This is a genomic window from Nocardia vinacea NBRC 16497 (assembly GCF_000308835.1).
Lineage (GTDB): Bacteria > Actinomycetota > Actinomycetes > Mycobacteriales > Mycobacteriaceae > Nocardia > Nocardia vinacea.
Genome location: NZ_BAGN01000232.1, coordinates 1 through 25,426, shown reverse-complemented (window position 1 = coordinate 25,426; position 25,426 = coordinate 1). Strand labels below are relative to the sequence as shown.

Below are 25,426 nucleotides of genomic sequence, written 5' to 3'. Positions count from 1 at the left end.
CTATCGGCACCACCCCTGACAATGTGGGGATGACATCCGCGCCCCGGGTGGTGATCGCCCCGGACAAGTACAAGGGTTCGCTGACCGCGCCCGAGGTGGCGGCTGCCCTGGCCGCGGGCATCACGCGCGCCCGTCCGGATGCGCAGATCTGCCGGGTGCCGGTCGCGGACGGTGGTGACGGAACCGTCGACGCATTCGTGGCCGCGGGCTGGGAGCGGATCGAGGTCGATGCGCCGGGGCCGACGGGAGCGCCCGACACCGCCGCCTATGCGGTGTATGGAACCACGGCCGTGATCGAATTGGCAGCTGCGGTCGGCCTGACGAAACTGCCAGGGGGGCAACCCGATCCGCTCGGCGCGCACACCTATGGGCTCGGTGTCGTCATCGCACACGCGCTGGATCGAGGGGCAACCGATATCGTCCTCGGCTTGGGCGGCAGCGCTTCCACCGATGGTGGGGCGGGTATGCTGCGGGCCCTCGGTGCCCGGATCCTGGATGCGGACGGCGCTGAATTGTCCACAGGCGGAGCGACTTTGGCACGGGCTACGCGATTGGATCGCACCGGATTGCATCCACGGATCGCGACGGTGAGCTTCACCCTGGCCTGCGATGTCGACAACCCGCTACTCGGCCCGACCGGCGCGGTCGCGGTATATGCGCCACAGAAGGGTGCGACACCGTCGGATTTGCCGATTCTCGAAGCGGCACTGACGAATTGGGCCGCCGTCGTCGCACCGGAGTTCGCCGAGGTACCCGGCGCGGGTGCAGCGGGCGGCACCGGGTTCGGCGCACTCGCGGTGCTCGGCGCGCAGGTTCGTAGCGGTATCGAGGTCGTACTCGAACTCCTCGATTTCCCAACACTTCTCGATGGAGCCACGCTGGTAGTCACCGGCGAGGGCGCTCTCGATATCCAGAGCTTGCACGGCAAGGCCCCGATCGGTGTCTGCGAGGCCGCGCGCAAGGCGGCGGTCCCGGTGGTTGCCGCCGTCGGTCGAACGCAATTGACGCCCAACGAGATCCGAGCCGCGGGCTTCACCGCCTGCTACACCCTGGCCGACCTGGAGCCGGACCCCGCCCGTTCCATCGCCGATGCGGCACAGCTACTCGCTCGTGTCGGCGAACAAATAGGTGTCGACAACCTGTGAAATGCGCTTAACCTGCGGCGGCGAGCAGATTGCCGAGCAGTTCGTCGCGGTGCTTATCGCCCCAGGCTTCGAGCGGGCGTAGGGCGACTTCGAGTTCTTCGCCGAGTGGGGTGAGGGAGTATTCGACGCGCGGCGGAACCTCGGGGAAGACCTCGCGGTGCACAACACCGCCGGCCTCCAGGTGGCGCAGATTCTCCGCGAGCACCTTTTCGCTGACGCCGGTGAGCAGCTTGCGGATCTGACCGAAACGCTGCGGGCCTGCGGCGAGCACCCACATCAGGTGCAGCTTCCATTTGCCGCCGACGACGTCGATTGCCACCGACATTCCGCACACATTGTGATCCGCGTCACTGCTCATGCCCACCGCACTCCTTCTGACCTGATTTCGAACCTCGAGGTAAGCAACCACACCTCAACGTTCGGTCTTCCCGACCCTACCTGCGACAACGACCATGGGTTCCTGGCCGTAGCGACTGCTTGCAGGTCGCTCGAAAGGGCCAGCCGAAAACCGATCGAACGAGAACCGAAGGGGCACAACATGTCCGAGCACACCACCGCTGGCTCCGTCTCCGTCGTCGGCCTGGGGCCGATGGGGCAGGCCATGGTCCGGGCCTTCCTGGACGCCGGTATCGAGGTGACGGTCTGGAATCGCAGCACCGAAAAGGCCGACGCCATGGTCGAACTCGGCGCGAAGCGGGCCGCGACGGTCGCCGAGGCGCTGGACGCCAATGCGGTGACCGTGTTGAGCCTCACCCACTATGCCGCCATGTACGACGTACTCGGTCCGGCGACCGAGCATTTGAAGGGCAAGGTGATCGCGAATCTGTCCTCGGATTCGCCGGAAAAGGCGCGCAAGGGTGCGGCATGGGTCCGCGATCACGGTGCGGAGTTCATCTCCGGCGGCGTCATGTCGGCGGGCGACAATATCGTCCACCCGGCGTCGTACATCTTCTACAGCGGCCCGAAACAGGTCTTCGATGCACACGCCGAACTGCTGCGGCCGCTGAGCCCGCAGGAATATCTCGGTGCGGATGACGGTCTCGCACAGGTCTTCTACCAGGCGCTGCTGACCATCTTCCATCCTTGGCTGCTGGCTTTCGACCAGGCGACCGCAGTCATCGAGCGTTCCGGCCACAGCGTCGCCGAATTCATCCCGTTCGCCATTCGCTCGAACGCCGCATTCCCCTACTTCATGGAGCAGCATTCGGTCGCCAATCAGAACGGCGGCTGGGCAACCCTGGCCAGTCTCAAAATGATGGACGCGGGTGCACAGCACATCATCGACGCCAGCGAGGAAGTCGGCGTCGACGCGACGTTCTCGCACACTGCACAGGCCTTCTGGCGCAGGGCCGTTGCGGCCAGCGAGCAGAAGGGCGAGGCGGTGTCCACGTACGCGTTGCTGCTCGGCGACCGTTCGTGACACGGTGCGCGCCCGCCGTCGGCGTCCGTCGAACCCAAGGATTCGCGCGACGGTGGCCGCGGTCGACGATCCTGTGCTCGACGGCGCCGCCGTGCTCGAAATCGGCGCCGGAACCCGCTACTACCTGGCGGCCGTGCTCGATACCGTCCCGGCCATTGGGGTCGCGCCCGTCGAATCGACTGTGGCGCTGTAAGTGTCGAATCGCGATGGTCTAATCCCGAGCGGCCCTGGCCGATTCGTCCGAGCCGAGGCGCGGGAACGGGTTGACGGCGAATACGACCTCCACCGCCACTTCGAAATACGCCGCGATCCGCAACGCCAGGTGCAGGCTCGGGCTGTATTCGCCGCGCTCGAGGTAGCCGATCGTCTGATAGTGCACGCCGAGCGCCTCGGCAAGCTCCCGCCGGGAGATGCCGCGCTCGGCCCGCAACATGGCGATGCGGTTGTAGATGACCTCAGTAGGCACGCTGAATCGCCTTCTCGCGGCGCGCCGCCACGTTCGACCCGGACTCGCGACGTGCCATCCTACGCAGCACGATCGGCGCGAGCAGTAGTCCGGCCACCGCCCAGACACCCAGCACAGCAATGGTTTCCAGATGTCGCCAGGAATGACCGAGTTCGATGGCGACCGCATCGCCCGGCAACATCGCCGAACGCATGCCGAGCCCGACCCAGTAGACGGGGAACAGCTGCGCAACGCCCTGCAGCCAGCCCGGCATCGAGGTGATCGGGTAGAAGACGCCGGAGATCGCGACGATGCCCATGATCGGCAGCGAGACGAACCCGATATTGCGCGGGTTGCTGAACAGCGATCCGAGTACCGCGCCGACCGGCATCGTCGCGAGCATGCCGAGTGCGACGACACCGATCAGACCCAGCCAGGAACCGACGCTGCCCATTGCCGTGCCGTCGACCAGGAACAGCCCCGGAATGAGCACGATCAGGAACGGGATGACCACCCAGCCCGCGGTCGTGACGATCTTGCCGATCAGATAGCCGACCATGCCGTTCGGAGTCGCCTTGGCGCGCAACAGTGTTCCGTCTTCGCGTTCCAAGGTCAGCATCTGGGCAATCCCGAACATGCCGTTGAAGGCGACGAGCATGCCGAGGATGCTCGGCAGGGCCAGCGAACCGAGTGCGAAACCGCTCGCCTCGAAGGTTGCGTTGCGCATGAAGAACAGCACGATGACCATGGCGACCGGCCAGAAGAGCATGCCCCACAGGTCCTGCACATTGGTGAGCGATTGCCGTACTTCGATCAGTCCGCGCCGGGTTCCGGCCCGTACGGCGGCATCGATCGGATTCATCGCGCGACCTCCTCCAGGGAATGAACCTCGGTTTCGAGCCGGCCGGACTCGTATTGCTGAACCAGCGCCATATACGTGTCCTCGAGCGAGGCGCGGCGCACCTCGAGTTCGCCGATCTCGTCGCCGTGCTGTTTGAACAGCTCGTAGACGAACTTGGTCGACTCGGCGGTGGTGTGCACGAATCGTTGTCCGTCGTGGGTCCAACGGACTTCGGCCTCGCCCGCGATCCGGCGCGACAGTTCGTCGGCCGAGCCGTCGGCGATGATCCGGCCACCGGCCAGGATCATGATGCGGTCGGCGAGTTTTTCGGCCTCGTCGAGGTCGTGCGTGGTGAGCAGGATGGTGGTCCGGTCGTCGGCGAGTTGATGGACCAGGTCATGGAATTCGCGGCGGGCCTGTGGGTCGAAGCCCGCGGTCGGTTCGTCGAGGAATAGCAGCTCCGGGCGGCCGACGATGCCGATCGCGACATCCATGCGACGGCGCTGCCCGCCGGACAGCGATCCGATCTTGCTGTTGGCCTGTTCGGTGAGACCGACGGCGGCAATGAGTTCGTCTGTGTCCCAAGGCCGGTGGATCTTATCCGTGCGGTACGGCGCGTAATAGGAGCCGAGGTGCGAAAGTAGTTCGCGTACACGCCATTTGGCGTGGTCGCGCCACGACTGCAGGACGACGCCCAAGCGGGCCCGCCAGGCTTCGTTGCCGTGCGCCGGATCCGTACCGAGCACTTCGACGCGGCCCGCGGAGCGCATGCGGAAGCCCTCCAGAATTTCGATGGTCGTGGTCTTGCCCGCGCCGTTCGGACCGAGGAGCACCAGCACTTCGCCCGGCCGGGCTTGGAACGTCACGTCGTGCAGGACGTCGGTCGTGCCGTACCGCATCCGCAATTTTTCGACGTCGAGCGCGACGCCATTACCCATGGTCATCTCATCCTCCCGTTGTGAGATCGGGATGATCCGTAGCATATCTACTACATTGCGGAGCGACAATGCTATTTCTTGCCTGCGTTGCGGTTGACATGCAGCTAAATGGCTGCCTATCTTGGAATGCGCAGCTAAATGGCTGCTTATTTGGGAGAAGGTGGCATGGACGAGGTATTTCGAGCGCTCGCCGATCCGAGCCGCCGAAGGCTGCTCGACAGCCTCAACGCGCGTAACGGCCAGACCCTGCGCGAACTGTGCGCCGAACTGGATATGGCCCGCCAATCGGTGAGCAAGCACCTCGCGGTCCTGGAGTCCGCCAACTTGATCACCACCCGCCGCAGCGGTCGCGAAAAACTGCACTACCTCAACGCCGAACCCATCAACGCCATCGCCGACCGCTGGATCACCCGCTACGACCGTGCCCGCGTCCACGCGCTGGCCGACCTGAAACAGGCTTTGGAGGCAAATTCCATGAGTGACAACGCATTCGTCTACACCACCTACATCAAGACGACGCCGGAGCGGCTCTGGCAAGCCCTTACCGACCCGGCCTTCACCAACCGCTACTGGGGCGCCGGCTTCGACACCGATTGGCAGCCCGGCTCGGAAATGGTTTGGCACCAACGGGATTGGACCAGCAAGGATCCGGAACAGGTTGTCCTGGAGTCGGATCCGTACACCCGGCTCTCCTACACCTGGCACACCTTCGATCCCGCCTTCGCCGCCACCTTCGAAATGAATCCGGAAGACGTGGCGGCCTGGGCGCGCGAGCCCCGCTCGAAGGTGACCTTCGAAATCGAACCCCAGGGCGAAACCGTGAAACTGACTGTCATCCACGACGGTTTCGAGCCGGGGAGCGCTGTCCTGGCCGGAATCAGCGGTGGTTGGCCGAGTATTTTGTCCAGCCTCAAGACCCTGCTGGAGACGGGCGAGTCCCTGCCGGAACCGGTGGCGTAGTAACCAGAACGGTTCGATTTCACCGTTGTGGACAGGTGCGCACTGCGTAGAGACCTACCGGTGGCGCAGTCCTGCGATGAGGAGTTCGACCATGCGGCGAGCGTCGTAGCGGGGTGTGTTGCCTGCGCCGATGCAGAGGTTGCCGACGCCGCGTAGGAGTTCGTAGGGATCCATGTCGGGGCGAATCTCGCCCGCTGCGGCAGCGGCATCGAGCAGCTGGGCGCATACCGGGACGAGGCGGTCGAGGAAATAGGTGTGCAGGGTCTGGAAGGTGGGATCGTCGGACTGTAGTGCCTCGGCGAGGCCGTGCTTGGTGATCAGGAAGTCGACGAAGAGGTTGATCCACTGCCCCAGGGCGGCATGTGGTGTGCGGCTGTCCGCCAGCAGTGTCGGACCGGCCTCGGCGCATGCCTCGACCTGGTGCCGGTAGACGGCGACGATGAGCTCGGCCCGGGTCGGGAAGTGGCGGTAGATCGTGCCGATGCCGACGCCCGCCCTGGTGGCGATATCGCGTACGGGCACGTCGACGCCGGACTCGACGAAAGCCGTAGCGGCCGCGTCGAGCAGTGTCTTCTGGTTGCGCCGGGCGTCGGCCCGTTTGCGCGGGGCCGACGACCCCGATCCGCTGTCGATATCGACCACCTCGGCACTCCACTTGTTAAGCGGAACAATGTTCCGTATGTTGGTTATCGGAACAGGGTTCCGCTTGTTCAGGATGTCAGAGCATCCGAGCCGGAACCAATTCACGCATCGCGAACTCGCCTCTCATGGAGGAATACCTCATGCAGTACCGCACTTTGGGCCGCACCGGTGTGCAGGTCAGCACCCTCGCGCTCGGCGCGATGAACTTCGGCCGGATCGGGCGCACCACCCAGGACGAGGCCACGGCTATGGTCGACGCCGCCCTGGAGGCCGGGATCAACCTCATCGACACCGCCGATAGGTACAGCGACGGCGAATCGGAGGAGATGGTCGGCAAGGCCATCGCGGACCGCCGCGACGACATCGTGCTGGCCACGAAGGCGAGCATGCCGATGGGGACGGAGCGCAATCATCAGGGTGGTTCGCGCCGCTGGTTGGTCACCGAGCTGGACAACAGCCTGCGTCGGCTGGGCGTCGACCACGTCGATCTCTACCAGATCCACCGGTGGGACCCGAATACCAGCGACGAGGAGACACTGTCGGCCCTGACCGATCTGCAGCGGGCCGGAAAGATTCGCTACTTCGGTTCGTCGACATTTCCCGCGTACCGCATCGTGCAGGCCCAGTGGGCCGCTCGGGAAAACCACCTGCGCCCGTACGTCACCGAACAGCCCGGCTACTCGATCCTGCAGCGCGGCATCGAATCCCACGTGCTGCCCGTGACCGAGCAGTACGGACTCGGCGTGCTGGTCTGGAGCCCGTTGGCCTCGGGGTGGCTGTCGGGTGCGGTCCGCGCGGGTCGGGAGATCAGCACCAGCCGCTCGAAGTTCATGCCGCAACGCTTCGACATCACAGTCCCGGCCAACCGGGCGAAAATGGATGCTGTCGAGCAGTTGGCCAAGGTCGCGGAGCAGGCTGGTTTGACGATGATCCAGCTGGCGCTCGGTTTCGTGACCGCACACCCCGGCGTGACCAGCGCCATCATCGGCCCCCGCACGATGGACCACCTGCACTCGCAGCTCGCCGCCGCAGACACCGTGCTCTCCGCCGACATACTGGATGCGATCGATGTGATCGTCGCGCCCGGCGTCGACCTCGCCCCGGATGAGAAGTACGACACGCCACCCGCCCTCCTCGACGCAACTCTGCGACGTCGCTCGTCGCCGGGCGGTAGCCATGCCTAGTTTCGGAATCATGACCGCCCCGATGCAGGTCGACTACCACGACGTACTGCGCGTCTGGCGCGAAGCGGACACGATCCCGCAGATCGAACACGCGTGGCTGTTCGACCACCTCATGCCGATCGGCGGTGACCCGAACGGACCGACCCACGAAGGTTGGACACTGCTCTCGGCCCTGGCGGCACAGACCCGGCGACTGCGCGTCGGCCTGCTCGTGACCAGCAACCGCTTCCGGCCGCCCGCGATGCTGGCCAAGATCGCCGCGACGGTCGATATCGTCTCCGGCGGGCGGCTCGACTTCGGTATCGGTGTGGGCTCACGCCCCAGCCATCCGCTGGCTCGGCGCGAGTACGAGGCACACGGTCTGCCCTTCCACGACACTGCCAGTGCCGTAGACGGTTTCGCCGAGGCCTGCATGATCATCCGGCGGTTGTGGACCGAGGACGAACCGTTCGACTTCCACGGTGCCCATGTCCAGCTCACCGGGGCGTTCTGCAACCCCAAACCAGTCCAGCATCCCCATCCGCCGATCCTCATCGGCGGGCGATCGGCCGCGACGCTGCGCGTGGCCGCCGAGCACGCCGACCTGTGGAACATCCCCGGCGGCGATATCGACGACGTCATCCGCCGCAGCGCACTGCTGGACCGCTATTGCGTCGAGATCGGTCGGGACCCCGCCTCGATCACCCGCTCGATCCACCTGCCGGTCTCTTACGAGCAGCCCGGCAGCACCCGCGACTCGATCGGCCAGGCGATCGACGCCGGCTTCCGGCATATCGTCCTCGGACTGTCCGCCCCCTACCCAGCCGGTATCGCACGGTGGGTCGCCGCCGAGCTCATCGGCATGTCGAGCTAGTCCGACCCGATGGCCGGTGCGGTGGTCACGATCGTGCCGGGATGCCGAGTTCGTCGAGCAGGCCACGGACGCGGTTTTCGATGTCGTCGCGGATAGGGCGGACGGCGTCGATGCCTTGGCCTGCGGGGTCGTCGAGCTTCCAGTCCAGGTACTGCTTGCCGGGGAAGTATGGGCAGGCGTCGCCGCAGCCCATGGTGATGACCACATCGGATCCCCGCACGGCGTCGACGGTGAGGATTTTGGGGATCTCGGCGGATATGTCGATCCCGATCTCGCGCATAGCGGCGATGGCAGCAGGGTTGACCTGGTCGGCGGGCGCGGATCCGGCGGAGCGGACTTCGACCCGGTCACCGGCGAGGTGGGTGAGGAACGCTGCGGCCATCTGGGAGCGTCCGGCATTGTGGACACAGACGAACAGCACGCTGGGTTTGGATGTCATTGGTGGAGTGCGGCTTTCAGGCGGGACCGGTGACGGGGTGCGGTGTGCCGATGTTCTCGGCCGGTGCCGGGGCGGGGTAGAGCAGCCCGATCAGGGCGAATCCGATACCGGCGCCGAGGATTTGGGCAGCGATGAACGCTGGCACCGAAGCGGGGGCGATACCGGCAAAGGTGTCGGAGAAGATTCTGCCGATCGTGACCGCGGGGTTGGCGAAGGACGTGGAGCTGGTGAACCAGTAGGCCGCACCGATGTAGGCGGCCACCGCCGCAGCCGACATCGCGGCGCGGCCGGTGCGGGCGAGGGCGAAGATGACCGCGATCAGTCCGGCCGTGGCCACCACCTCCCCGACCAGATGGCCGGTGGTGACGCGGTGGTGGGTGGAGATCTGGACGGCACGCTGGTCGAACATGATGTTGGCCAGTACCGCTCCCAGCACCGCGCCGAGGACCTGCGCGCCGACGTAAGCGGCGAGGTCGGTAGCGGTGAGCCCAGTACCACGGCGCCGTCCGGCCCACCAATCCGCTGTCGAGACAACGGGATTGAAGTGAGCGCCGGAGACCGGACCGAGCATCAGGATCAAAACACCGAGCCCGAAAACGGTCGCGGTCGAGTTCTCCAGCAACTGCACGCCGCTGTCGTGCGGCGAGAGCTGTTGGGCGGCGATTCCGGAGCCGACGACCGCGCAGACCAGCAACGCGGTCCCCATGAACTCGGCCAGCAGCCGCCGCGACAGCGCACTCATCGAGCGAGCGCCTCGGGCAGCGCGATGTCCAGCAACTGCGAAAGTTGGTGCAGGGCAGCGGGTTCGACTCGGTAGTACACCCACGACCCGCGCCGTTCGCTCGACAACAACCCGGCCTCCCGCAGCACCTTCAGGTGGTGGGAGATGGTGGGCTGGGAGACGTCGAATCCCGCGGAGACATCGCACACGCAGGCTTCCTGGCCGGTGTGGCTGGCGACCACCGACAGCAGACGGAGCCGGACCGGGTCCGATAGTGCCTTGAACACCGCCGCCAGATCGGCGGCGGCCCGCGCCGTCAAGGGTTGCCGAGCCAGGGGCGTGACCTCACACGTGGGTGAGGTCACGTCGGTCAGCGGGAGCTCTCGATTAGACACGCATCGATATTGATGGTTATCGAATCCGAGGGCAAACGAACAACGGATGAACGAACCCATGAACGGTTATTTGCAGCAGGATGCGCCGGCGGTGACAGCGTCCTTCCTGGCGTCGCTAGCGCAGCACGCACCCTCGGCGGCGGCATCCTCGGCGGTGCCGCAGCACACCGACACCGCCTGCTCGTCATCGACCGCCGCGCCGGTGGCGAGTTGCGGTGCGGTGCCGAAGGTCTCGCTGTCGGCGAGCACGGTGTAGACCTCCCAGCGCTCGGCATCCGGGGCGGTGACCCACACCTTGTCCTGGGTGGCGAAGCAACACGTGGTCGCGATCTGCTCCTCGGTGAACAGCCCCGCAGTCGACAGCCGCGCGATCTCGGCGTGCACCTGATCGCTGGATTCCACCTCGACACCGAGGTGATTGAGACTGCCGCCCTGGCCGGGATTCTCGATCAGTACGAGCTTGACCGGTGGCTCGGCGATGGCGAAGTTGGCGTAACCCGGCTTGCGCTTGGCGGGTTCGGCATCGAACAGGGTCGAGTAAAACTGCACCGCCTGATCGAGGTCGTCGACGTTGAGGGCGAGCTGTATGCGGGACATGAGACTTACCTCCACTTGTGAGACATATGTCGAAAAGCTGACGGGATCGAGTGTGCACCACCTTTTCGACATATGTCAACAAGGTGGGTAGAGTTGATTCCATGCCCAAGGCGCTACCAGTGATCGACATGTCCGCCCCGGTCTGCTGCGCCCCCGTCGCGGCGGCACCGATCGACGACACCGCCGCGCTGGAAATCGCGTTGCGGCTCAAGGCCATCGCCGAACCGGTCCGCGTCAAACTGCTGTCCCTGCTGCTCACCAGCCCGGCTGGTGCGGAGAACACCGGCGATCTCGCCCAGGCAATCGGACTGGCCGAATCCACCACCAGCCACCACCTCGGCCAGCTGAGAAAAGCGGGCCTGGTCGAGACCGAACGTCGCGGCATGAACACCTATCACCGCGCACTGCGCGAATCCCTGGCGGCGCTGTGCCTCGTCCTGGACCCCAACTGCTGCCGCTGAATCCTGGCCCTATTGATGAGCGGATCGGTTCGAGCGCGAACGCTACGAGAAGCCTGCTGGCCTGCGCCCGAGGGTGGTCATGAAAAAGAGAGCAGTGCTCTTGACTTGACGGGAGCCGGTGTGGAACACTGATCTCAACAGAGAGCAGTGCTCACAAAGGAGTAGGAAAATGAACGCCAGCACCCGCTACATCGGCCCGACCGGTATGGACCCGATCATGAACAAGATTGCCAACTGGCTGCCTCGCCTCGGCATCAGCGTTATGGGGTCGCGGCTGCTGGCGGTGCGCGGTCGTAAGAGTGGCGAATGGCGCACCACCATGGTCAATTTGATGACCGATTCCGATGGCACGCGCTACCTGGTAGCGCCGCGCGGCCACACGCAGTGGGTGCGCAACCTGCGCGTCGCGGGCAATGGTGAACTGCGGCTGGGGCGCAAGGCCGAGGCGTTCACGGCGACCGAAGTAGCCGATGCGGACAAGGTGCCGCTGCTGCGGCTCTACCTGCAGAAGTGGGGCTGGGAGGTCGGCAAATTCTTCGAGGGCGTCACCAAGGATGCCACTGATGCGGAGTTGACCGAGATTGCCCCGGGATTCCCGGTCTTCCGACTCGCCTAGTGCGACAAGCCGATCCGGTCAGCCGATCCTTTCGAGCGACCTGCAAGCAGTCGCTAGCGGTGGATCAGGAATTCGATGGCCGCGGCATAACCCTGAATCCCCATCCCGGCCACCACCGCGGTGGCGATGGGGGAGATGTAGGAGTGATGCCGGAACTCTTCGCGCGCATGCACATTGCTGATGTGCACCTCGACAATCGGGAGTTCCGGGATCACCAGCGCATCACGCAGCGCGACCGAAGTGTGCGTGAGCCCACCTGGATTGATGACAATGCCCGACTCGACGCCGCGCGCCCGGTGGATCCGATCGATCAGCGCTCCTTCGGAATTCGACTGGAACGCATCGATCTCGCGGCCGTACCGGGCGGCGGTCTGTCGGCACAAGTGGACGACATCATCGAGCGTGGCCGACCCGTAGACCTCCGGCTGGCGGATGCCGAGCATATTGAGGTTCGGGCCGTTGAGAACCAGAATCGGGCCAGGTGTCGACATGGCTTAGACACTAGCCCGCTGTGTTCAGAGTCCCTGTGGACCTTCCGAACGCAGGTCGTCCACCTTCCGCATGGCGGTGCGCAACTCCTCGAGCCAGGCCTCGGCATGTTTGCCCGCCAACTTCACCGTCCACGCCAGCGCATCGGCGCGCGAGCGTGCCACACCGGAATCGACGAGCGTGTCGAGCACCTTGCGCTCCGGCTGTCGCAGTCGCGTCATCACCGGAACCGCCAAGTGCGTGAACATGATTCGCTCGCCGTCCACCGAGACGCCCCAGGCGACGCTGCGCCCGTAGCGGCGCTGGGCCTCGTTCGCGATCTGCATGCGGGCCGGGCGGGTGGTCTCGCGGAAGCGGGCGACGGCGCCTTCCTTCGTCGCGGCCGGGACCTCCCCGGCGGGAGCCTCGTCCTTTTCTGATACCGGGGCCGGGAGCTCACCGATAACCACGATCTCGTCCCGGTCGATTTCGATGACGGGCGGCCCGGCGAACCAGTCGCTCGGCAACCTTCCGGCGAACCAGTCCGGAGCGTCCGCGGGATCCGGTAGATCGGCCTGCTGCCAGCCGCCCGGTCGTCCGAAGCCCCGTCCCCGATGCTCGTGCCTCATTGGGATTCACCTACTTACTGTGGTGCCGATATTTCATTGATTACAAGATTACGTCGCAAACCGTGCGAGTGGTTCTGCTCTGTGCGAACGGTTTCGGCGACCGGCCGTGCGGGTACGCCAGATAAAGGTGTGTGCTGGTCAACGAGGCCCTGCGCGATCGAAACGCCAACGCGGGCCGCCGAAACGCCGACGTGGGCCGTTTTCTGACAAGTTCGTGTTCCGGCCGGTACGGTTGCGGCGCCGGGTGTCGCAACGGGACCGGGGAACGTCCATGATCGACCAACCGAAGCACGTGCTTCGGGAACAATTGGAGATACTGAGCATGGGTAACGTCCGGCCGGTGTGGCTCGGCGGGCAGCTAATTTCAGGTACGGTGGTCTTGTTACTGGAGTGACAAGAGTAAAGAGTGGGCGATATGGATGTGTGGGGATCCCGCCGCTATCGCGTCCGGGGCGCAATCGCACTCTCGGGGGTGGTGGCGCTGGCTATCGCGATCGGGGCGTGTGGTTCCGATGTGAAGCGCAATGAAGCCGAGTACGTCGTCGATCGCTTCACCGCACTGCTCGACGAGCAGAACTATGCGAAGGCCGCGGAGCTCACCTCTTATCCCACGGCCGCATCCGCAACGCTGAAACAGATGTTCGCCGGATTGCAGCCGGGCAAGGTCGACTACCAGAAAACCCAATTCATCGACCTGGACCGCGAGGCGGGCCTGTTCAGCATGGATGTCGCCTGGAACTTCGGCGAGAACAAGACCTGGCGGTACAGCCTGCAGGGCAACGTGCGGAAGTTGGCGATCGGCTGGCGCATCTCCTGGGATCCCGCCGTCGTCATGCCGCAGCTGGACCACAATCGCACGGTCCGGCTCCTGCGCACCATGCCCACCCCGCCGCCGCGGGTCAAGGATATCGTCGGTGACGCGCTGATGACCGAGCAGGTCATCAATGTGGTCAAACTCGATCCCGCCAAGACGACCGATCCGGTGGCCTCGACCAACGCGCTGGCCAAGGCCATCGAACCGGTCGCGCCGCTGATCACCGGACCGTCGCTGATGCAGCAGCTGTCGACCTCACAGGGCAAGCCGATCATCGCGGTGAATCTGCGCGAACCCGATTTCGCGATCCTGGAATCCGCGCTGGCCCGGGTGCCCGGCGTGGTGATGGAGAAGCAGCCGCGGCTGATCTCTGCCGACCGCCGGACCTGGTCGCCGATGCTGGACGCGCTGCGCAAGGTGTGGCAGGACAGCCAGGATCTGCACTCCGGTTGGGGTGTGCAGATTTTCGAACAGGACGGACGTTTCGTCGGCCAGATCGCCGGTTACCAGGGCCCTCCCGGCCCGGATATCGCGGCCACCATGGATCAGCGCCTGCAGCGCGCCGCCGAGGATGCGGTGGTGAGCGTCGGGACGCCCGCCTCGATCGTGGCGATCCAGCCGTCCAGCGGCGCGGTCGTCGCGGTCGCGCAGAATACGCAGGCCAGTGAGCACGGTTCGGTCGCGTTCACCGGGCTCTATCCGGTCGGCACCAATATCGATCTGTTCCGCAATGTCGCCGCGGTGCTGAAGAACAAGGCACCGCAGGACGTTTCGGTGCAGGATGCGGCCGAATCCGCGCCGAATCTCGGCGTCGGCGTCGATTACAAGGTGCCGGGACTGGACGAGGTCACCGGCCGGGTCGCGGTCGCGGGGCGCAGTGCCGAGCAGGTGCGCCAGGGCGGTGGTACGGATGCGGTGCTGGCCAGCCCATTCGGCATGGCGATCGCCGCGGCCGCCATCGCACGCGGGCAGGTGCCGCCGCCGATGATCGAGGCCGGCCACCCGAGCGCCACGGACGCACAGGTCCCCGAGATGTCACCGCAACTCACCGATCGGCTGCGCGCGATGTTGCGCGACGGCGCGGGCCGACCGGAGTTCGCGCCGTTGCGGCCCTACCGCGATGTCATCGGATTCATGGCCACTGCGGGCAATGACGGCTGGCTCATCGCGAATGCCGGGGATCTGGCCCTCGCGATTCACATCAATGACGCCGACAGCGGCGACGCGACCGCGCGGATGGCGGCCAGGTTGTTCCAATCGCTGGCCACCCCTGAGCCGTGATCAGTTGATGGCCCTGATGGCCGCGCGCCAGCCGAGCAGGAACAGCGCGAGCACACACGCCGCGACGATGATGAAACTGAATGCGGTGCCCTGACCGCTGACCACGCGCAACAGCATGCCGCCACAGAGCGTGCCGAGCCAGACCAGAACACCGGTGGGCCACAGGGCGGTTCCGTCGAATCGCACCGCTCTCTTTTCGCCGGATACCCGGCTGGCCACCGCGGCCGCAACGACCCAGCCGATCGCCAGCCCGATCGCGAACGGCCACACCGTCTTCAGCAATCCGGTGAGTACCGCCTCTTCATGGCTGCGCCGCCCGATCGCGCAGAACAAGATCACCAGCAGCACATCCACCACCAACGGCACCAATTTCCTCACGCGGGCCAGCGTAGTAGCGCCCGCGGCCGCTCCTGATATGCGACACCTGCTGATCAGGTCCGGGCCCCGTGCTCGCCCACTAACGCCTCGCCGCCTGAACCGTTCGCACACTGGTGACCCCCAACGGAGCGAGTCTTACGAGCGGCCCGTCTCGCGTCCGCGCCGAAGGCGCGGCCATCGACACAGCCGAGTCGTCGAAGCGCATGCGCGGCACGCGCGGGGCTCGACTATCCGACGCGTGTGCATCGGTGGCCGAACGATCCGCCACCGGCGACCACCACGGAGCGAGTCCTACGAGCGACCGTTCGCGGCCCGTCTCGCGTCCGAGTCGTCGAAGCGCATGCGCCGCACGCCGTAGGACTCGACCATCCAGCGCGTGTGCATCGGTGGCCGAACGATCCGCCATCGGTGACCACGACGGAGCGAGTCTTACGAGCGACCGTTCGCGGCCCGTCTCGCGTCCGAGTCGTCGAAGCGCATGCGACGCAGTCGCGAGTCTCGACGGCTCGGACGCGAGACACAGGGGGCCGCGAACACGCAGCGCCGAAGGCGCTGCCAATGTCACAGAGCGCGGCGCTGTTCGAACTCCTTCTCGAATTCGGCATCATCGGCCTGCGGAGTGCGGAAGAGGAAGGCGAAGACGATCCAGCCGATGATCGCGACCAGGACGAAGCTCACCAGGCGGTAGAGGAAGGCGGCGGCGACGGCCTGGGAGGCGGGCAGGGCCGCGCCCGCAGTCAGGCCGTAGATGAGGGTCGCGTCGACGTAGACGATGCCGCCGGGTGCGAACGGGATCGAGCCGACGGCCTTGCCCACGGTGAATGCGATCAGTAGACCGGCCAGCTTCGGATCGGCGCCGATCGCGTAGCAGGCGGCGCCGAGACAGGCCACATCGGCGAAGCGGTGCACCAGCGCCCAACCCGCGACCATTGCCCCGTCGCGCTTGCCGAGATCCACCGATTCCAGCTGCGAGAGCATATCGGCGATCTTGTTCATGCCCTGCTTGGCGGGGCGTTTGCGAATCCGGTTGAGCAGCGCGAGCCCGCGGCGCAGCACGGCCTCCAGCGCGCCCGGATTCTTCGACAGGTGGTTGCCCGCCCACACCAGCGCGATCACACCGGCCAGCGACACTATGAGCTTGAACGGCCCGACCCGGTCGCCCACCAGCAGTGCACCACCGACGCCGAGCAGTGCCAGTCCGGCGGTCGCGATCACACCGGACATCACCAACTGCCAGGAGGCGACGATCGGATTCGCACCCCACCGGCGGGTCTGGCGATAAGTGAAGGCGGTGGAGAACACCTGTCCGGCAGGCAGTGTCACCGACATGGCGGTGGCGCCGTAGACGACGGCGACGGATTTGTGCTGACGGACCTCGACACCGCCCGCATGCAGCAGTTGCTTCTGCACCCGGCTGAATCCGCTCATCGACAGTGCCTGCAACCAGATACAGGCGGCGACCCAGCCCCAATGAATTTCGGTGAGGTTATTCCAGGAATCGTGTAATCGTGGCCAGAGGTAGTAACCCTCGCCGATCAGCAATGCCAGTAGAGCGATGCCCGCGACCCATTTGACCCACCAGAATTTGCTCCGGCGACCACGTTTCGCCGGTCTATCGGGGTCGTCGGACGGCTGCGGCGCGGGCTCGCCGGCTAGTTCCCCATTGGCCGTCACGCGGTCAGCCTAACGAACCGGCTGTTTCGCTGTCTGCATCGACGTGCGGAGCCAGTATCTAATCGGCGGTGCTCCCGGGGCCCTCCGTGGTTACGCAGGCGGCCGCCTCCGGGCCCGGCCGCTAGCGACTGCTCGCAGGTCGCTCGAAAAAACCAGCTCGCACCGCGGCCCCATCCTTCGGCCAGGCCAACCTGGTCTTTCGTCGCCGCCCGCGCAGCTGGACTTCCTCGCCCATCAGCCAAAAGTCCTGCTCACTTTCATCGGCGAAATACAGCGCGCTGCCCGAGGCGAGTACGCGGCCGGGTTGATCTTTGGCCAGTTCGGTCAGGCGTGATGCCTCGTTCACCGGATCGCCGATCACGGTGTATTCGAAACGGTTTGCGGCGCCGATATTTCCGGCGACGGCCAGACCCGCCGAAACTCCGATACCGATATCGAGTCCGGGCACCTCGCGCAGGACTTCGCGCAGTTCACGGGCGGCGGCCAGGGCGGCGGTCGGTGCGTCCGGGCGGTCCAGCGGGGCGCCGAAGATCGCAAGTGCGGCATCGCCGACGAACTTATTGACGAAGCCGTGGTGCCGGTCGATGACGTCGACCACGATGCGGAAGAACTCGTTGAGCAGGCTGACCACCTCGGTCGGCGGTCGCTCCGCGGCGGTCGCGGTGGACCCGACCATATCGACGAACAGCACGGCCACGAATCGGGTCTCGCCGCCGAGTTCGGTGCCGTAGTCGAGTGCGCGCTGTGCCACCTCCTCACCGACATGCTGACCGAAGAGTTCCTGCAGCTGGCGGCGTTTGGCGGCCTCTTCCATCATGCGGTTGAAGCCGACCTGCAGCAGTCCGATCTCACTGCCGTCGAACACTTCGACCTGCACGTCGCGAGCGCCCTCCTGTACCCGGTCGATGGCCTGGCTGAGCTGGCGCACCGGGTCGGAGATGCTCGATCCGGTCAGCATCGACAGCGCCAGCGCCTGCATGATCACCACACCGCACAGCAGCAGAATCGAGATGGCCAGCGATTGCGCGGAGAACTTCACGTCCGACGAGATCTGGGTTACGCACAGCAGCACGATGGCGATGGTCGGGGCGAAGGTGCCCATACCCCAGGTCATCCCCATCCTGGTGCCGACGCCCGGCGTCAGCGTGTGGTCGAACGAGCCCTCGGTGAGGGCCTGCGCGGCGACCGGGCGCAGAATCCGTTCGCCGAGCATGTAGGTGAAACCGAAGACGATCGTCGCGGCCATACATTCGGTGACGATGACCGCGCCGGCCAGCTCCGGCGCGTCCACGATGATGGTGGCCGCCAGGATGGCGCCGCCGATCAACCACAGCACCAGATGCAGGATCGCCTGGCGCAGTGGCGCGTGCAGTGCGGCCATCTGCTCCTGGTGGCTGGGCGGCCCACCGCGCATCTGCCAGCGCATGACCGGACGCAGCATGAGCGCCGAAGCGGCCAGGCTCAGCAAACCACCGGTGGTGAAAACCAGACTGGGAATCAGCAGGCCGGTGCGTCTGGCACCGGCCGCCTCACCTTCGGGAACCGGGAGTCCATATTGGATGAACGCCCACACCAGGACCGCGCCGAAGGCATTGGCCAACAGCATCGATGTCAGGTACAGCGGCCAGCGCGTTCGCATGGTCTGTTTGACCGCTTCCAAGGGCGCTGACACGATGACCAATCTAGCGTTTGGATCATCCGAGCATGTCCGCGGCGCGGTGCGGCCATTAGGCTCGCGGAGGTGACCGACCAGAAGGTTAGTGCTCTCGGAAAAGCCACTGCTGCGCGGTCGGCTGCTGATTCTGTACATCCGTTCGTCCGAGTTTCCGCCGAGTGGGCGTGGCGGCTGCTGGTGATGTTCGCCGCGCTGATCGCGGTCACGATGGTGGTGCAGAAGCTGGCGGCGGTGGCGATACCGCTTGCCATCGGCCTACTGGCGGCCGCATTGCTAGCGCCGCTGGTGGATTGGATGCAGCGGCTCGGGGTGCCGAGGTCGGTGGGGGTCTTCGTCGCGCTGGTCGGATCGCTCGGGGTGGTCGCGGGAATCATGACCTTCGTCATCGAGCAGTTCATCGAGGGCGTACCGCAGCTGTCCGACGAAATCACCCACAGCGTCCACGAGATTCAGGACTGGCTGATCAATGGTCCGCTGCATCTGAGCAATGAGCAGATTCGGAATGCGGGCGACACGATCGTCAAAACGATTCAATCGAACAGGGAAGGTCTCACCAGCGGGGCCTTGACCACCGCGACGGTGATCGGGCATGTTCTCACCGGCGCGTTCTTGACGCTTTTCATTCTCATTTTCTTTCTTTACGGCGGCGATCAGATCTGGCATTTCGTGACCCGGATCGTGCCGACCCCGCACCGGGAAAAGGTGCGCACCGCAGGGCAACTCGGCTTCGGCACGCTGGTCGGATTCGTCCGCGCGACGGTGGTGGTGGCGCTGGTCGATGCCATCGGCATCGGTGCCGGTCTAGCGATTCTCGGGGTGCCGCTGGCATTGCCGTTGGCCTCGCTGGTATTCATCAGCGCGTTCATCCCGATCGTCGGTGCATTCCTCGCCGGGACCATCGCGGTATTCATCGCATTGGTGACCAAGGGCTGGGTGACCGCGGTGATCGTGCTCGGCATCATTATCGCGGTGATGCAGCTGGAAAGCCATGTGCTGCAACCATTGCTGCTCGGTCGGGCGGTGAGCATCCATCCGCTCGCGGTGGTGCTGGCCATTGCCGCGGGCCTCGTGCTCGGTGGCATCGCGGGCGCGCTCTTGGCGGTGCCGTTCGTCGCGGTGATGAATACCGCGATTCGGTCGCTGCTGTCGGAGAGTCCGGAGGAGGCGTTCGAGGAACTGCACACCGGCGACGGGGGTCGATTTGCGGTGGAGCCGGATAAACCGGAGCCCGGCCGGTTCGATGTGGATGCGGTGCTGACCAAGGAGATGCACCGGGAGGACCGGTCGGATGACTCGGCCGGGCCCAGGTGAGGTCGCAGCCGAGCTGAGCGCGGACGATGCGGCGACCGCGCCGCTGTGGCGTGCGGTGCAGGCATTGCGGCTGGTCACGCTGCTCTATGCGGTCGGTCAGCAGATCGCCTCGGTGCAGTACTACCAGAATCAGCAGCTGAGCTGGGTATTGATCGCCGTGATGGCGGTGTGGTCCGGTGCTTCGGCATTCATGTTGTCGCAGTGGCACTTTCCCGATGTGGCGCGGCTGCGGTCGTGGGTGGTGATCGGAGATCACGTGGTGGTGATCGCGCTGATCGCCTCGACCCGGTTGGTCGCCGATTACGGCTGGTACCACGGACATCAGACGCTGCCGACCACCCTGTGGGTCGCCAATGCCGTTGTGTCCGCGGCGATACTGCGCGGGCCGCTCGCCGGGGTGCTCTCCGGGCTTCTGATAGCGGCGGTCATCGTGACGGTGCGCGAGCAGTGGGGCCAGGATGTGTGGGCCGATGCGACCGCGCCGGTGCTCGTCTCCATCGGGCTGGCGCTCGGCCTGGCCGCCAATACCGCGCGTCGGGCGCAGGGGCAGCTGGAACGGGCCGTTCGGTTGACCGCGGCGGCGGAGGAGCGGGAGCGGCTGGCTCGTGAGGTGCACGATGGAGTGCTGCAGGTGCTCAGCTATATCAAGCGGCGTGGTAGCGAGATCGGCGGTCCCACCGAAGAACTGGCACAGCGGGCGGCGGAACAGGAAGTGGCGCTGCGCGTTTTGCTCTCCGAGCAGGGTAGGCACGGGGATACCGGTGGTGCGGATGTCGATCTGCGGCCGCTGTTGACCGTGCATGCGACGCCATCGGTCTTCGTTTCGACGCCGGGTGAGCCGGTGCGGGTCGGGCGGTGGACGGCGGGTGAGATCGCGGCGGCGGTGGCGAACGCACTGTCCAATGTCGCGCTGCATGCCGGGCCGGATGCGAAAGCTTATGTGCTGCTGGAGGATACCGGTGACGAGCTGATCATCAGCGTGCGCGATGACGGTGTCGGGATTGCGCCGGGGCGCTTGGAAGAGGCGGAAGCCGAGGGGCGCATGGGGGTTTCGCGATCCATTGTCGGCCGCATCGAGACGTTGGGCGGAACGGCGGTATTGCTGACCGAGGAGGCTGGTGGGGTTGGGTTCGGTACCGAATGGGAGTTTCGGGTGCCGCGTTCGGGAGGTGTGGCGTGAGTGCTTGCGCGCCGACATCTTGCCGGCGCAGATTTTCGTCGTGAATCACGACCGGCGTGCGGACGCTGCCGCGTGAACTCCCGCAACCGTGCGGCCAGGTCGGTGCATACCGGCGTTTCGAGTGTGGAGGAGGACACTGTGACCAGTGGTAATGCTTCCGAAGCGATTGGTCATCGATCGCCCCTGCTTGCCGGGAGTTCGAGTGCGTGGGAGGACCTTGTGAGCGGTGATGGTGCGGCCGAGGCGATCGGGTCGTCGGTTACCCCTGGCTGCCGGGAGTTCGAGTGCGTGGGAGGACCTTGTGAGCGGTGATGGTGCGGCCGAGGCGATCGGGTCGTCGGTAACCCCTGGCTGCCTGGGGGTACGAGCGTGCAGGAGGACATTGTGACCAGGGACAATGCGGTCGAGGCGATTTCGGTGATGGTGGTGGACGACCATCCCATGTGGCGTGATGGAGTGTCTCGCGATCTGGCCGAGGCCGGGTTCGTGGTTGCCGCGACGGCGGATGGGGTGGGGTCGGCTACTCGGCGGGCGGCGGCGGTGCGGCCTGCGGTGGTGTTGATGGATATGCAGTTGCCCGATGGGAATGGGGCGCAGGCGACTGCGGAGGTACTGCGGGTGTCGCCGGAGAGCCGGGTGCTCGTGTTGTCGGCGTCGGCCGAGCGCGCCGATGTGCTGGATGCGATCAAGGCGGGGGCCTCGGGTTATCTGGTCAAGAGTGCGTCCGCGAGCGAGTTGATCGAGGCGGTTCGGGCCACTGCGGCTGGGCAACCGGTGTTCACGCCGGGGCTGGCCGGGCTGGTGCTCGGTGAGTATCGGCGGATGGCGACCGCGCCGGTCGAACCGGATGAACCGCATCGGCCCGCGCTGACCGAGCGGGAGACCGAGGTCTTGCGGATGGTGGCGAAAGGCTTGTCCGCCAAGCAGATTGCGTCGCGGCTCGGGCTCAGCCATCGAACTGTGGAGAACCATGTGCAGGCGACCCTGCGGAAGTTGCAATTGGCCAACCGGGTTGAACTGACTCGCTATGCGATCGAGCAGGGGCTGGAGTAGGTGCGCATGGATATCTCGAGCAGGTGGCCGCAACAGTTTCTCGAGCAGGCGCGCGCATTGGTTCTCGATCAGCGCAATGGTTCTCGATTGGGTGGTGCAACGGTTCCCGGACTCCTGCGCGGCGGTTTCGGTCCCCAGAGGTTTCCAGTCGCGCCCCGATCATCCCGTGCGGGTCCACGTGTCGGGCGGTGCACCAGAAGACACTCGCCGACACACGCCGGGGTGCCCGGTGTGCGGGTTCGTCGTCTCGGTGCCCGGTGGTGCAATGGAGTGCCCCGGGGGCTCCAGGGGAGGTGCGAGCTCGGCTCGCCCATGTGTCTGTGTGATGAGCGCGGAACGGTCCGGATCTGTGCGGAAAGCGGCGGGATCGGGGCCGAGGGGATGGAGGACTCGGGGATTGCCCTGATGCGGCGGGGGTGCTCGGCTCGGTAATCTCGGATTCATGGGTGGCCCCGAATCGGTATCCAACGGTGTCGGCTCCGGTGACGTGGTCGGCGATCGTGAGTTGCGTGTTTCCGACGCCGAACGCGAACATGTCGGTCAACTGCTCCAGCGGGCCGTCGGGCTCGGCATGCTCTCCCTCGGGGAGTTCACCGAGCGGATGGATACCGCGCTGGCCGCCAAGACCCGCGGTGAACTGAATTCCGTGCTTGTCGACCTGCCGGGCGTGCGACTCGTCGGCCAGCCCGCCACGCCCTCGACATTCGTGAATTCCTCGCCCGCCTTCACAAAGCGGGTCTCACCGCCGCCCTCGGTCCCGTCGCAGGTCACGCCGGGGAATGTGATCCGCAGCCGCCTGTCCGGGGTCAATCGCCGCGGTCGGTGGCAGGTGGCGCCCGCGCTGCATCTGAACAACTGGCTCTCCGGCGTCACCCTCGATTTCACCGAGGCGATCATGTCCACCCAGGTCGTCGAGGTACACGTCGACGACTACCTCAGCTCACTCACCCTCATCGTCCCCGCCGAAGCCACCGTCGACCTCAACGCCGTCGACCTGATCGGCTCGAGCGTCAACAACAAGGTCCGCACCGGCCCGCCCCTCGGCCCACTGCACGTCGTCGTAGCAGGCCGGATCCGCTTCGGCTCGATAACCGCCAAACACTCCCTGCGCGCCCAATGGCGCAAGTTGATGGGTAGCTAGCGCAGACCGAATCGATTGTTCGCCGGGCTGCGCGGGGGAGCTGGCGCGGGCAGGTGGATCAGGTGTTGACGCCGATGCGGCGGGCGAAGGCGCGCAACGGGACTCGGCGGTCATGGTCCAGTAGTTCGGAGACGATGTGCCGGGGCAGGGACTGGTATTTGATCCAGTCGGCACCGCCGACGCGTTCGGCGTCGAGCAGGGCGGCGAGGGCGCGCTTGTGCTGGCCGGTGCGGGTCAGGGCGACGGCCGTATCGGTGAGGTGGCGGGCGCGGGAGGCCTGGGGCAGACCGCAATTCGCGGGCATATCCTGGGCGGCGGTCAGTGCCTCCGGATAGCGTTCGGAGCTGATATTCACATCGACCGTCTGCATGACGACTTGTGAAGGGCCGAAATAGGTTTCGTAATCGTGACGATCTACGCCGATGCGCAGCGCGACTTCACCCGCCGCTTGGACCAGCGACAACGCTTCGGGAACGTCCTGCGACCGACCGGCCGCGGTTGCGCCCTGCAGGACCAGCGATCCGTACGCGGACAGGTGTGCCGGAGCTTCATCACCCTCGGGCTCCAGATCCGCCGCCGCACGCAGCGCGACCTTGCGCGACTCCTCGTAGCGGCCCTGCACCAGCAGCTGCCAGGCGACCGAGCCGCGAACGGTGGCCAGCAGCAGCGGATCATTGCCGAGCTCGGCGGCGGCCAGTGCCTGCCGGATCGCGAGGAACGCCGGATCGGTCTGCCCGAGATGGACCAGGGTGCAGCCGGTGACCCAATACATCCGTGCGAGTAGTTCATTCGCGGATGCGACCGCGCCGTTGCGGGCGGCGTGCACCGTTGCCCGCAACTGGGTGAGCCCGGTCGGCAGGATCGAGGTCAGCAGTTCGTAGTGGCCGGTCCAGTAGGCGCCCCACGCATAATCGACTGCGCGACTGCCCTCGTCGAGGCCGATCGCATCCTCGGACGGAATCTCACCGAGCAGATCGTCGACCGGGGTCAGTGCGCGCCGGATCGCGACGATACCGGCATCGGGGTTGCCGGAGGGAATGCCGTGTCGCTTGCCCACCAGGTCGGAGATGTCGACATCCAGTGCGCGCGCGAGTTTTTGCAGACTGGCGATCGACGCGGTCTGGCGGCCACCCTGTTCCAGTTTGCGCACCAGATCCACGCTGACACCGGCTTGGTCGGCGAGTTGGCGCTGGGTGAGCGCCTTTCCACGGAAGAGTCTTATCCGCACGCCGATCGACGAATCGTCCATATAGCCAAGTCCTTTGTTACATCCTTGTTTCAGGGTACGACGTTAGGTGATCGCGCTCACTCGAAGTGGGACATTACGTACGACTCGTTCCTGCTCAGTTGGAATACCGTGGCCTTTCTGCAACTTTGAGAATGCAAAGGGCGGCGGCAATGACGACAATGCCGAATACCACCGTGCGAGCTCTCCGCGCCGATCGCGCGTTCGAGCCGGGTGTCCAGACCAGTCGATCCGCGCGCCACACCCAGCGCGTGCGCGAACAGCACGGTCCGCTACGCGGAAGGGGCTGCCCGGCCTGCGGACGGGGGGAGGAGTAGGCCATGTTCGAGCGCTGTCACTCGCCCCACGAAATCGCGCATATGCTGCGACATCGGTACGGACTGCCGGTCCAACTGATGGCGGGTCGCCCGATGATCACCACTGGATCCATCCTCGGCGCCCTGGTGCTGCCGCCGGATCTCGGCCGCAAAGTCCTGGGCACCCTCGACCGGACCTACACGGCCCCGGTGGTCGCCGACCCAGGCGAACGCACCTGGACTTTCCTCGTCGCACCACCGAGCCCGGCCACCCCGGTCGAGATCAGCGTGCGCCGCTGCCTGGCCGGACATCACGTGACCGTCATCCCCCCTGGCCGCCATGTCCTGCTCCCCACCACCGATTCCCAACTCGGCTGGCACTGGGCAGGCGAACCAACCCCGGGCGTCTTGCGCATGCCACCCCGGTCCGCGGTAATCAACGCGGTCTACCAGGTCACCAACATGCGCTCCCACACCCTGTAGTCAGCGCCTACCCCCGCCCGCCACGACCGGGTGGGGGTTCCGGTGGATCGGCCGCCGGTATAGCGCTGCGGCGGTAGGCATCTTCGTACTGGGTGACTCGGTCGCGCAGCTGGAATTCGAGTAGATCCCGGATGAGTACC

General features: G+C 65.8%; 29 protein-coding genes. 14 read left to right on the top strand and 15 right to left on the bottom strand.

Features of this window, described 5'->3' with window-relative positions; translation table 11 throughout:
* Window positions 1-29: 29 nt before the first annotated feature.
* Window positions 30-1,145, top strand: coding sequence for a glycerate kinase (locus ON44_RS32295; RefSeq protein WP_040697269.1), 1,116 nt, complete (start codon window positions 30-32; stop codon window positions 1,143-1,145).
* A 7-nt stretch (window positions 1,146-1,152) separates the two neighbouring features.
* On the opposite strand, the gene ON44_RS32290 is transcribed toward ON44_RS32295, so the two are convergent.
* The gene (locus tag ON44_RS32290) at window positions 1,153-1,503 is read right to left on the bottom strand and encodes a winged helix-turn-helix transcriptional regulator (RefSeq protein ID WP_040697266.1); all 351 of its coding nucleotides are present in this window, start codon (window positions 1,501-1,503) and stop codon (window positions 1,153-1,155) included.
* A gap of 180 nt (window positions 1,504-1,683) precedes the next feature.
* On the opposite strand from ON44_RS32290, the gene ON44_RS32285 reads away from it, so the two are divergent.
* Both ON44_RS32285 and ON44_RS51700 read left to right on the top strand, forming a co-directional pair.
* Window positions 1,684-2,565 carry an NAD(P)-dependent oxidoreductase gene (locus ON44_RS32285; protein ID WP_040697264.1) on the top strand — a complete coding sequence of 294 codons (882 nt, stop codon included), beginning with the start codon at window positions 1,684-1,686 and terminating at the stop codon, window positions 2,563-2,565.
* Between the two features lie 52 nt (window positions 2,566-2,617).
* The gene (locus ON44_RS51700) at window positions 2,618-2,758 is read left to right on the top strand and encodes a hypothetical protein (protein WP_174415189.1); all 141 of its coding nucleotides are present in this window, start codon (window positions 2,618-2,620) and stop codon (window positions 2,756-2,758) included.
* A gap of 18 nt (window positions 2,759-2,776) precedes the next feature.
* Here the strand turns inward: ON44_RS51700 and ON44_RS32280 are convergent, their stop codons facing one another.
* Genes ON44_RS32280 through ON44_RS32270 form a run of 3 tightly spaced genes read right to left on the bottom strand, consistent with a single transcriptional unit; the run spans window position 2,777 to window position 4,795 of the window.
* On the bottom strand, window positions 2,777-3,031 hold the full coding sequence (locus tag ON44_RS32280; protein ID WP_085998661.1) for a helix-turn-helix transcriptional regulator: 255 nt from the start codon (window positions 3,029-3,031) through the stop codon (window positions 2,777-2,779).
* Window positions 3,021-3,872, bottom strand: a complete 852-nt coding sequence (locus ON44_RS32275; protein WP_040697261.1) for an ABC transporter permease — start codon at window positions 3,870-3,872, stop codon at window positions 3,021-3,023. The genes ON44_RS32280 and ON44_RS32275 overlap by 11 nt, the downstream gene beginning before the upstream one ends.
* Window positions 3,869-4,795, bottom strand: a complete 927-nt coding sequence (locus ON44_RS32270; protein ID WP_040697318.1) for an ABC transporter ATP-binding protein — start codon at window positions 4,793-4,795, stop codon at window positions 3,869-3,871. The genes ON44_RS32275 and ON44_RS32270 overlap by 4 nt, the downstream gene beginning before the upstream one ends.
* 159 nt (window positions 4,796-4,954) lie before the next feature.
* Between ON44_RS32270 and ON44_RS32265 the strand changes: the two genes are divergently transcribed.
* On the top strand, window positions 4,955-5,749 hold the full coding sequence (locus ON44_RS32265; RefSeq protein ID WP_040697258.1) for an ArsR/SmtB family transcription factor: 795 nt from the start codon (window positions 4,955-4,957) through the stop codon (window positions 5,747-5,749).
* A 54-nt stretch (window positions 5,750-5,803) separates the two neighbouring features.
* Here the strand turns inward: ON44_RS32265 and ON44_RS32260 are convergent, their stop codons facing one another.
* Window positions 5,804-6,391 (bottom strand): TetR/AcrR family transcriptional regulator, encoded by a 588-nt coding sequence (locus ON44_RS32260; RefSeq protein WP_040697256.1) that lies wholly within the window; start codon window positions 6,389-6,391, stop codon window positions 5,804-5,806.
* Window positions 6,392-6,531: 140 nt separating this feature from the next.
* On the opposite strand from ON44_RS32260, the gene ON44_RS32255 reads away from it, so the two are divergent.
* Together ON44_RS32255 and ON44_RS32250 are read left to right on the top strand one after the other, a co-directional pair.
* Entirely contained in the window at window positions 6,532-7,575 is a 1,044-nt protein-coding gene (locus tag ON44_RS32255; RefSeq protein WP_040697316.1) for an aldo/keto reductase, read from the top strand.
* Window positions 7,576-7,585: 10 nt separating this feature from the next.
* Window positions 7,586-8,428 carry an LLM class flavin-dependent oxidoreductase gene (locus ON44_RS32250; RefSeq protein ID WP_245567424.1) on the top strand — a complete coding sequence of 281 codons (843 nt, stop codon included), beginning with the start codon at window positions 7,586-7,588 and terminating at the stop codon, window positions 8,426-8,428.
* Window positions 8,429-8,453: 25 nt separating this feature from the next.
* Here the strand turns inward: ON44_RS32250 and ON44_RS32245 are convergent, their stop codons facing one another.
* The 4 genes from ON44_RS32245 to ON44_RS32230 all read right to left on the bottom strand — a co-directional run bounded on the left by ON44_RS32245 (window position 8,454) and on the right by ON44_RS32230 (window position 10,580).
* On the bottom strand, window positions 8,454-8,867 hold the full coding sequence (locus tag ON44_RS32245) for an arsenate reductase ArsC (protein WP_040697252.1): 414 nt from the start codon (window positions 8,865-8,867) through the stop codon (window positions 8,454-8,456).
* 16 nt (window positions 8,868-8,883) lie between these two features.
* Window positions 8,884-9,609, bottom strand: coding sequence for an aquaporin (locus ON44_RS32240; protein ID WP_040697250.1), 726 nt, complete (start codon window positions 9,607-9,609; stop codon window positions 8,884-8,886).
* Complete coding sequence (locus tag ON44_RS32235) at window positions 9,606-9,983, bottom strand: ArsR/SmtB family transcription factor (protein WP_040697247.1); 378 nt, start codon at window positions 9,981-9,983, stop codon at window positions 9,606-9,608. The genes ON44_RS32240 and ON44_RS32235 overlap by 4 nt, the downstream gene beginning before the upstream one ends.
* Before the next feature lie 66 nt (window positions 9,984-10,049).
* Window positions 10,050-10,580: an ArsI/CadI family heavy metal resistance metalloenzyme gene (locus ON44_RS32230; protein WP_040697244.1), complete on the bottom strand. Its 531-nt coding sequence runs from the start codon at window positions 10,578-10,580 to the stop codon at window positions 10,050-10,052.
* 101 nt (window positions 10,581-10,681) lie between these two features.
* Between ON44_RS32230 and ON44_RS32225 the strand changes: the two genes are divergently transcribed.
* Window positions 10,682-11,041, top strand: coding sequence for an Rv2640c family ArsR-like transcriptional regulator (locus tag ON44_RS32225; RefSeq protein ID WP_040697241.1), 360 nt, complete (start codon window positions 10,682-10,684; stop codon window positions 11,039-11,041).
* A 169-nt stretch (window positions 11,042-11,210) separates the two neighbouring features.
* On the top strand, window positions 11,211-11,657 hold the full coding sequence (locus ON44_RS32220) for a nitroreductase family deazaflavin-dependent oxidoreductase (protein ID WP_051182678.1): 447 nt from the start codon (window positions 11,211-11,213) through the stop codon (window positions 11,655-11,657).
* A 53-nt stretch (window positions 11,658-11,710) separates the two neighbouring features.
* On the opposite strand, the gene aroQ is transcribed toward ON44_RS32220, so the two are convergent.
* Together aroQ and abmR are read right to left on the bottom strand one after the other, a co-directional pair.
* The gene (aroQ, locus tag ON44_RS32215; RefSeq protein WP_040697238.1) at window positions 11,711-12,148 is read right to left on the bottom strand and encodes a type II 3-dehydroquinate dehydratase; all 438 of its coding nucleotides are present in this window, start codon (window positions 12,146-12,148) and stop codon (window positions 11,711-11,713) included.
* A 24-nt stretch (window positions 12,149-12,172) separates the two neighbouring features.
* On the bottom strand, window positions 12,173-12,754 hold the full coding sequence (abmR, locus tag ON44_RS32210; RefSeq protein ID WP_040697235.1) for an ATP-binding transcription factor AbmR: 582 nt from the start codon (window positions 12,752-12,754) through the stop codon (window positions 12,173-12,175).
* 415 nt (window positions 12,755-13,169) lie between these two features.
* Here abmR and ON44_RS32205 point away from each other — a divergent pair, with 415 nt between their 5' ends.
* Window positions 13,170-14,849 (top strand): NTF2-like N-terminal transpeptidase domain-containing protein, encoded by a 1,680-nt coding sequence (locus tag ON44_RS32205; RefSeq protein WP_040697312.1) that lies wholly within the window; start codon window positions 13,170-13,172, stop codon window positions 14,847-14,849.
* Here ON44_RS32205 and ON44_RS32200 read toward each other — a convergent pair whose 3' ends face one another.
* The 3 genes from ON44_RS32200 to ON44_RS32190 form a co-directional block, all read right to left on the bottom strand.
* Entirely contained in the window at window positions 14,850-15,227 is a 378-nt protein-coding gene (locus ON44_RS32200; RefSeq protein ID WP_040697232.1) for a DUF3054 domain-containing protein, read from the bottom strand.
* Between the two features lie 561 nt (window positions 15,228-15,788).
* Window positions 15,789-16,901, bottom strand: a complete 1,113-nt coding sequence (locus ON44_RS32195) for a lysylphosphatidylglycerol synthase transmembrane domain-containing protein (protein ID WP_040697230.1) — start codon at window positions 16,899-16,901, stop codon at window positions 15,789-15,791.
* Window positions 16,902-17,022: 121 nt separating this feature from the next.
* The gene (locus tag ON44_RS32190; RefSeq protein WP_174415193.1) at window positions 17,023-18,540 is read right to left on the bottom strand and encodes an adenylate/guanylate cyclase domain-containing protein; all 1,518 of its coding nucleotides are present in this window, start codon (window positions 18,538-18,540) and stop codon (window positions 17,023-17,025) included.
* A gap of 216 nt (window positions 18,541-18,756) precedes the next feature.
* Between ON44_RS32190 and ON44_RS32185 the strand changes: the two genes are divergently transcribed.
* The 4 genes from ON44_RS32185 to ON44_RS32170 all read left to right on the top strand — a co-directional run bounded on the left by ON44_RS32185 (window position 18,757) and on the right by ON44_RS32170 (window position 23,261).
* On the top strand, window positions 18,757-19,887 hold the full coding sequence (locus ON44_RS32185) for an AI-2E family transporter (protein WP_506333350.1): 1,131 nt from the start codon (window positions 18,757-18,759) through the stop codon (window positions 19,885-19,887).
* A complete protein-coding gene (macS, locus tag ON44_RS32180; RefSeq protein ID WP_051182676.1) occupies window positions 19,865-21,067 on the top strand; it encodes a MacS family sensor histidine kinase in 1,203 nt (400 codons plus the stop codon). Before ON44_RS32185 ends, macS begins: the two co-directional genes overlap by 23 nt.
* Before the next feature lie 420 nt (window positions 21,068-21,487).
* Window positions 21,488-22,120: a response regulator gene (locus tag ON44_RS32175; protein ID WP_051182679.1), complete on the top strand. Its 633-nt coding sequence runs from the start codon at window positions 21,488-21,490 to the stop codon at window positions 22,118-22,120.
* 442 nt (window positions 22,121-22,562) lie between these two features.
* Window positions 22,563-23,261 (top strand): DUF1707 SHOCT-like domain-containing protein, encoded by a 699-nt coding sequence (locus tag ON44_RS32170; protein WP_051182675.1) that lies wholly within the window; start codon window positions 22,563-22,565, stop codon window positions 23,259-23,261.
* Between the two features lie 58 nt (window positions 23,262-23,319).
* Here ON44_RS32170 and ON44_RS32165 read toward each other — a convergent pair whose 3' ends face one another.
* A complete protein-coding gene (locus ON44_RS32165; RefSeq protein ID WP_040697228.1) occupies window positions 23,320-24,510 on the bottom strand; it encodes a helix-turn-helix domain-containing protein in 1,191 nt (396 codons plus the stop codon).
* Window positions 24,511-24,827: 317 nt separating this feature from the next.
* On the opposite strand from ON44_RS32165, the gene ON44_RS32160 reads away from it, so the two are divergent.
* Window positions 24,828-25,286 carry a hypothetical protein gene (locus tag ON44_RS32160; RefSeq protein WP_040697226.1) on the top strand — a complete coding sequence of 153 codons (459 nt, stop codon included), beginning with the start codon at window positions 24,828-24,830 and terminating at the stop codon, window positions 25,284-25,286.
* Window positions 25,287-25,426 lie beyond the last annotated feature (140 nt).

Coding starts and splice junctions, on each gene's coding strand:
- ON44_RS32295 (WP_040697269.1), top strand. CDS start 30: ATGACATCCGCGCCCCGGGTGGTGATCGCCCCGGACAAGTACAAGGGT.
- ON44_RS32290 (WP_040697266.1), bottom strand. CDS start 1,503: ATGAGCAGTGACGCGGATCACAATGTGTGCGGAATGTCGGTGGCAATC.
- ON44_RS32285 (WP_040697264.1), top strand. CDS start 1,684: ATGTCCGAGCACACCACCGCTGGCTCCGTCTCCGTCGTCGGCCTGGGG.
- ON44_RS32275 (WP_040697261.1), bottom strand. CDS start 3,872: ATGAATCCGATCGATGCCGCCGTACGGGCCGGAACCCGGCGCGGACTG.
- ON44_RS32270 (WP_040697318.1), bottom strand. CDS start 4,795: ATGACCATGGGTAATGGCGTCGCGCTCGACGTCGAAAAATTGCGGATG.
- ON44_RS32265 (WP_040697258.1), top strand. CDS start 4,955: ATGGACGAGGTATTTCGAGCGCTCGCCGATCCGAGCCGCCGAAGGCTG.
- ON44_RS32255 (WP_040697316.1), top strand. CDS start 6,532: ATGCAGTACCGCACTTTGGGCCGCACCGGTGTGCAGGTCAGCACCCTC.
- ON44_RS32250 (WP_245567424.1), top strand. CDS start 7,586: ATGACCGCCCCGATGCAGGTCGACTACCACGACGTACTGCGCGTCTGG.
- ON44_RS32245 (WP_040697252.1), bottom strand. CDS start 8,867: ATGACATCCAAACCCAGCGTGCTGTTCGTCTGTGTCCACAATGCCGGA.
- ON44_RS32240 (WP_040697250.1), bottom strand. CDS start 9,609: ATGAGTGCGCTGTCGCGGCGGCTGCTGGCCGAGTTCATGGGGACCGCG.
- ON44_RS32230 (WP_040697244.1), bottom strand. CDS start 10,580: ATGTCCCGCATACAGCTCGCCCTCAACGTCGACGACCTCGATCAGGCG.
- ON44_RS32225 (WP_040697241.1), top strand. CDS start 10,682: ATGCCCAAGGCGCTACCAGTGATCGACATGTCCGCCCCGGTCTGCTGC.
- ON44_RS32220 (WP_051182678.1), top strand. CDS start 11,211: ATGAACGCCAGCACCCGCTACATCGGCCCGACCGGTATGGACCCGATC.
- aroQ (WP_040697238.1), bottom strand. CDS start 12,148: ATGTCGACACCTGGCCCGATTCTGGTTCTCAACGGCCCGAACCTCAAT.
- abmR (WP_040697235.1), bottom strand. CDS start 12,754: ATGAGGCACGAGCATCGGGGACGGGGCTTCGGACGACCGGGCGGCTGG.
- ON44_RS32205 (WP_040697312.1), top strand. CDS start 13,170: ATGGATGTGTGGGGATCCCGCCGCTATCGCGTCCGGGGCGCAATCGCA.
- ON44_RS32190 (WP_174415193.1), bottom strand. CDS start 18,540: ATGCGAACGCGCTGGCCGCTGTACCTGACATCGATGCTGTTGGCCAAT.
- ON44_RS32185 (WP_506333350.1), top strand. CDS start 18,757: ATGTTCGCCGCGCTGATCGCGGTCACGATGGTGGTGCAGAAGCTGGCG.
- macS (WP_051182676.1), top strand. CDS start 19,865: ATGACTCGGCCGGGCCCAGGTGAGGTCGCAGCCGAGCTGAGCGCGGAC.
- ON44_RS32175 (WP_051182679.1), top strand. CDS start 21,488: ATGGTGGTGGACGACCATCCCATGTGGCGTGATGGAGTGTCTCGCGAT.
- ON44_RS32170 (WP_051182675.1), top strand. CDS start 22,563: ATGGGTGGCCCCGAATCGGTATCCAACGGTGTCGGCTCCGGTGACGTG.
- ON44_RS32165 (WP_040697228.1), bottom strand. CDS start 24,510: ATGGACGATTCGTCGATCGGCGTGCGGATAAGACTCTTCCGTGGAAAG.
- ON44_RS32160 (WP_040697226.1), top strand. CDS start 24,828: ATGTTCGAGCGCTGTCACTCGCCCCACGAAATCGCGCATATGCTGCGA.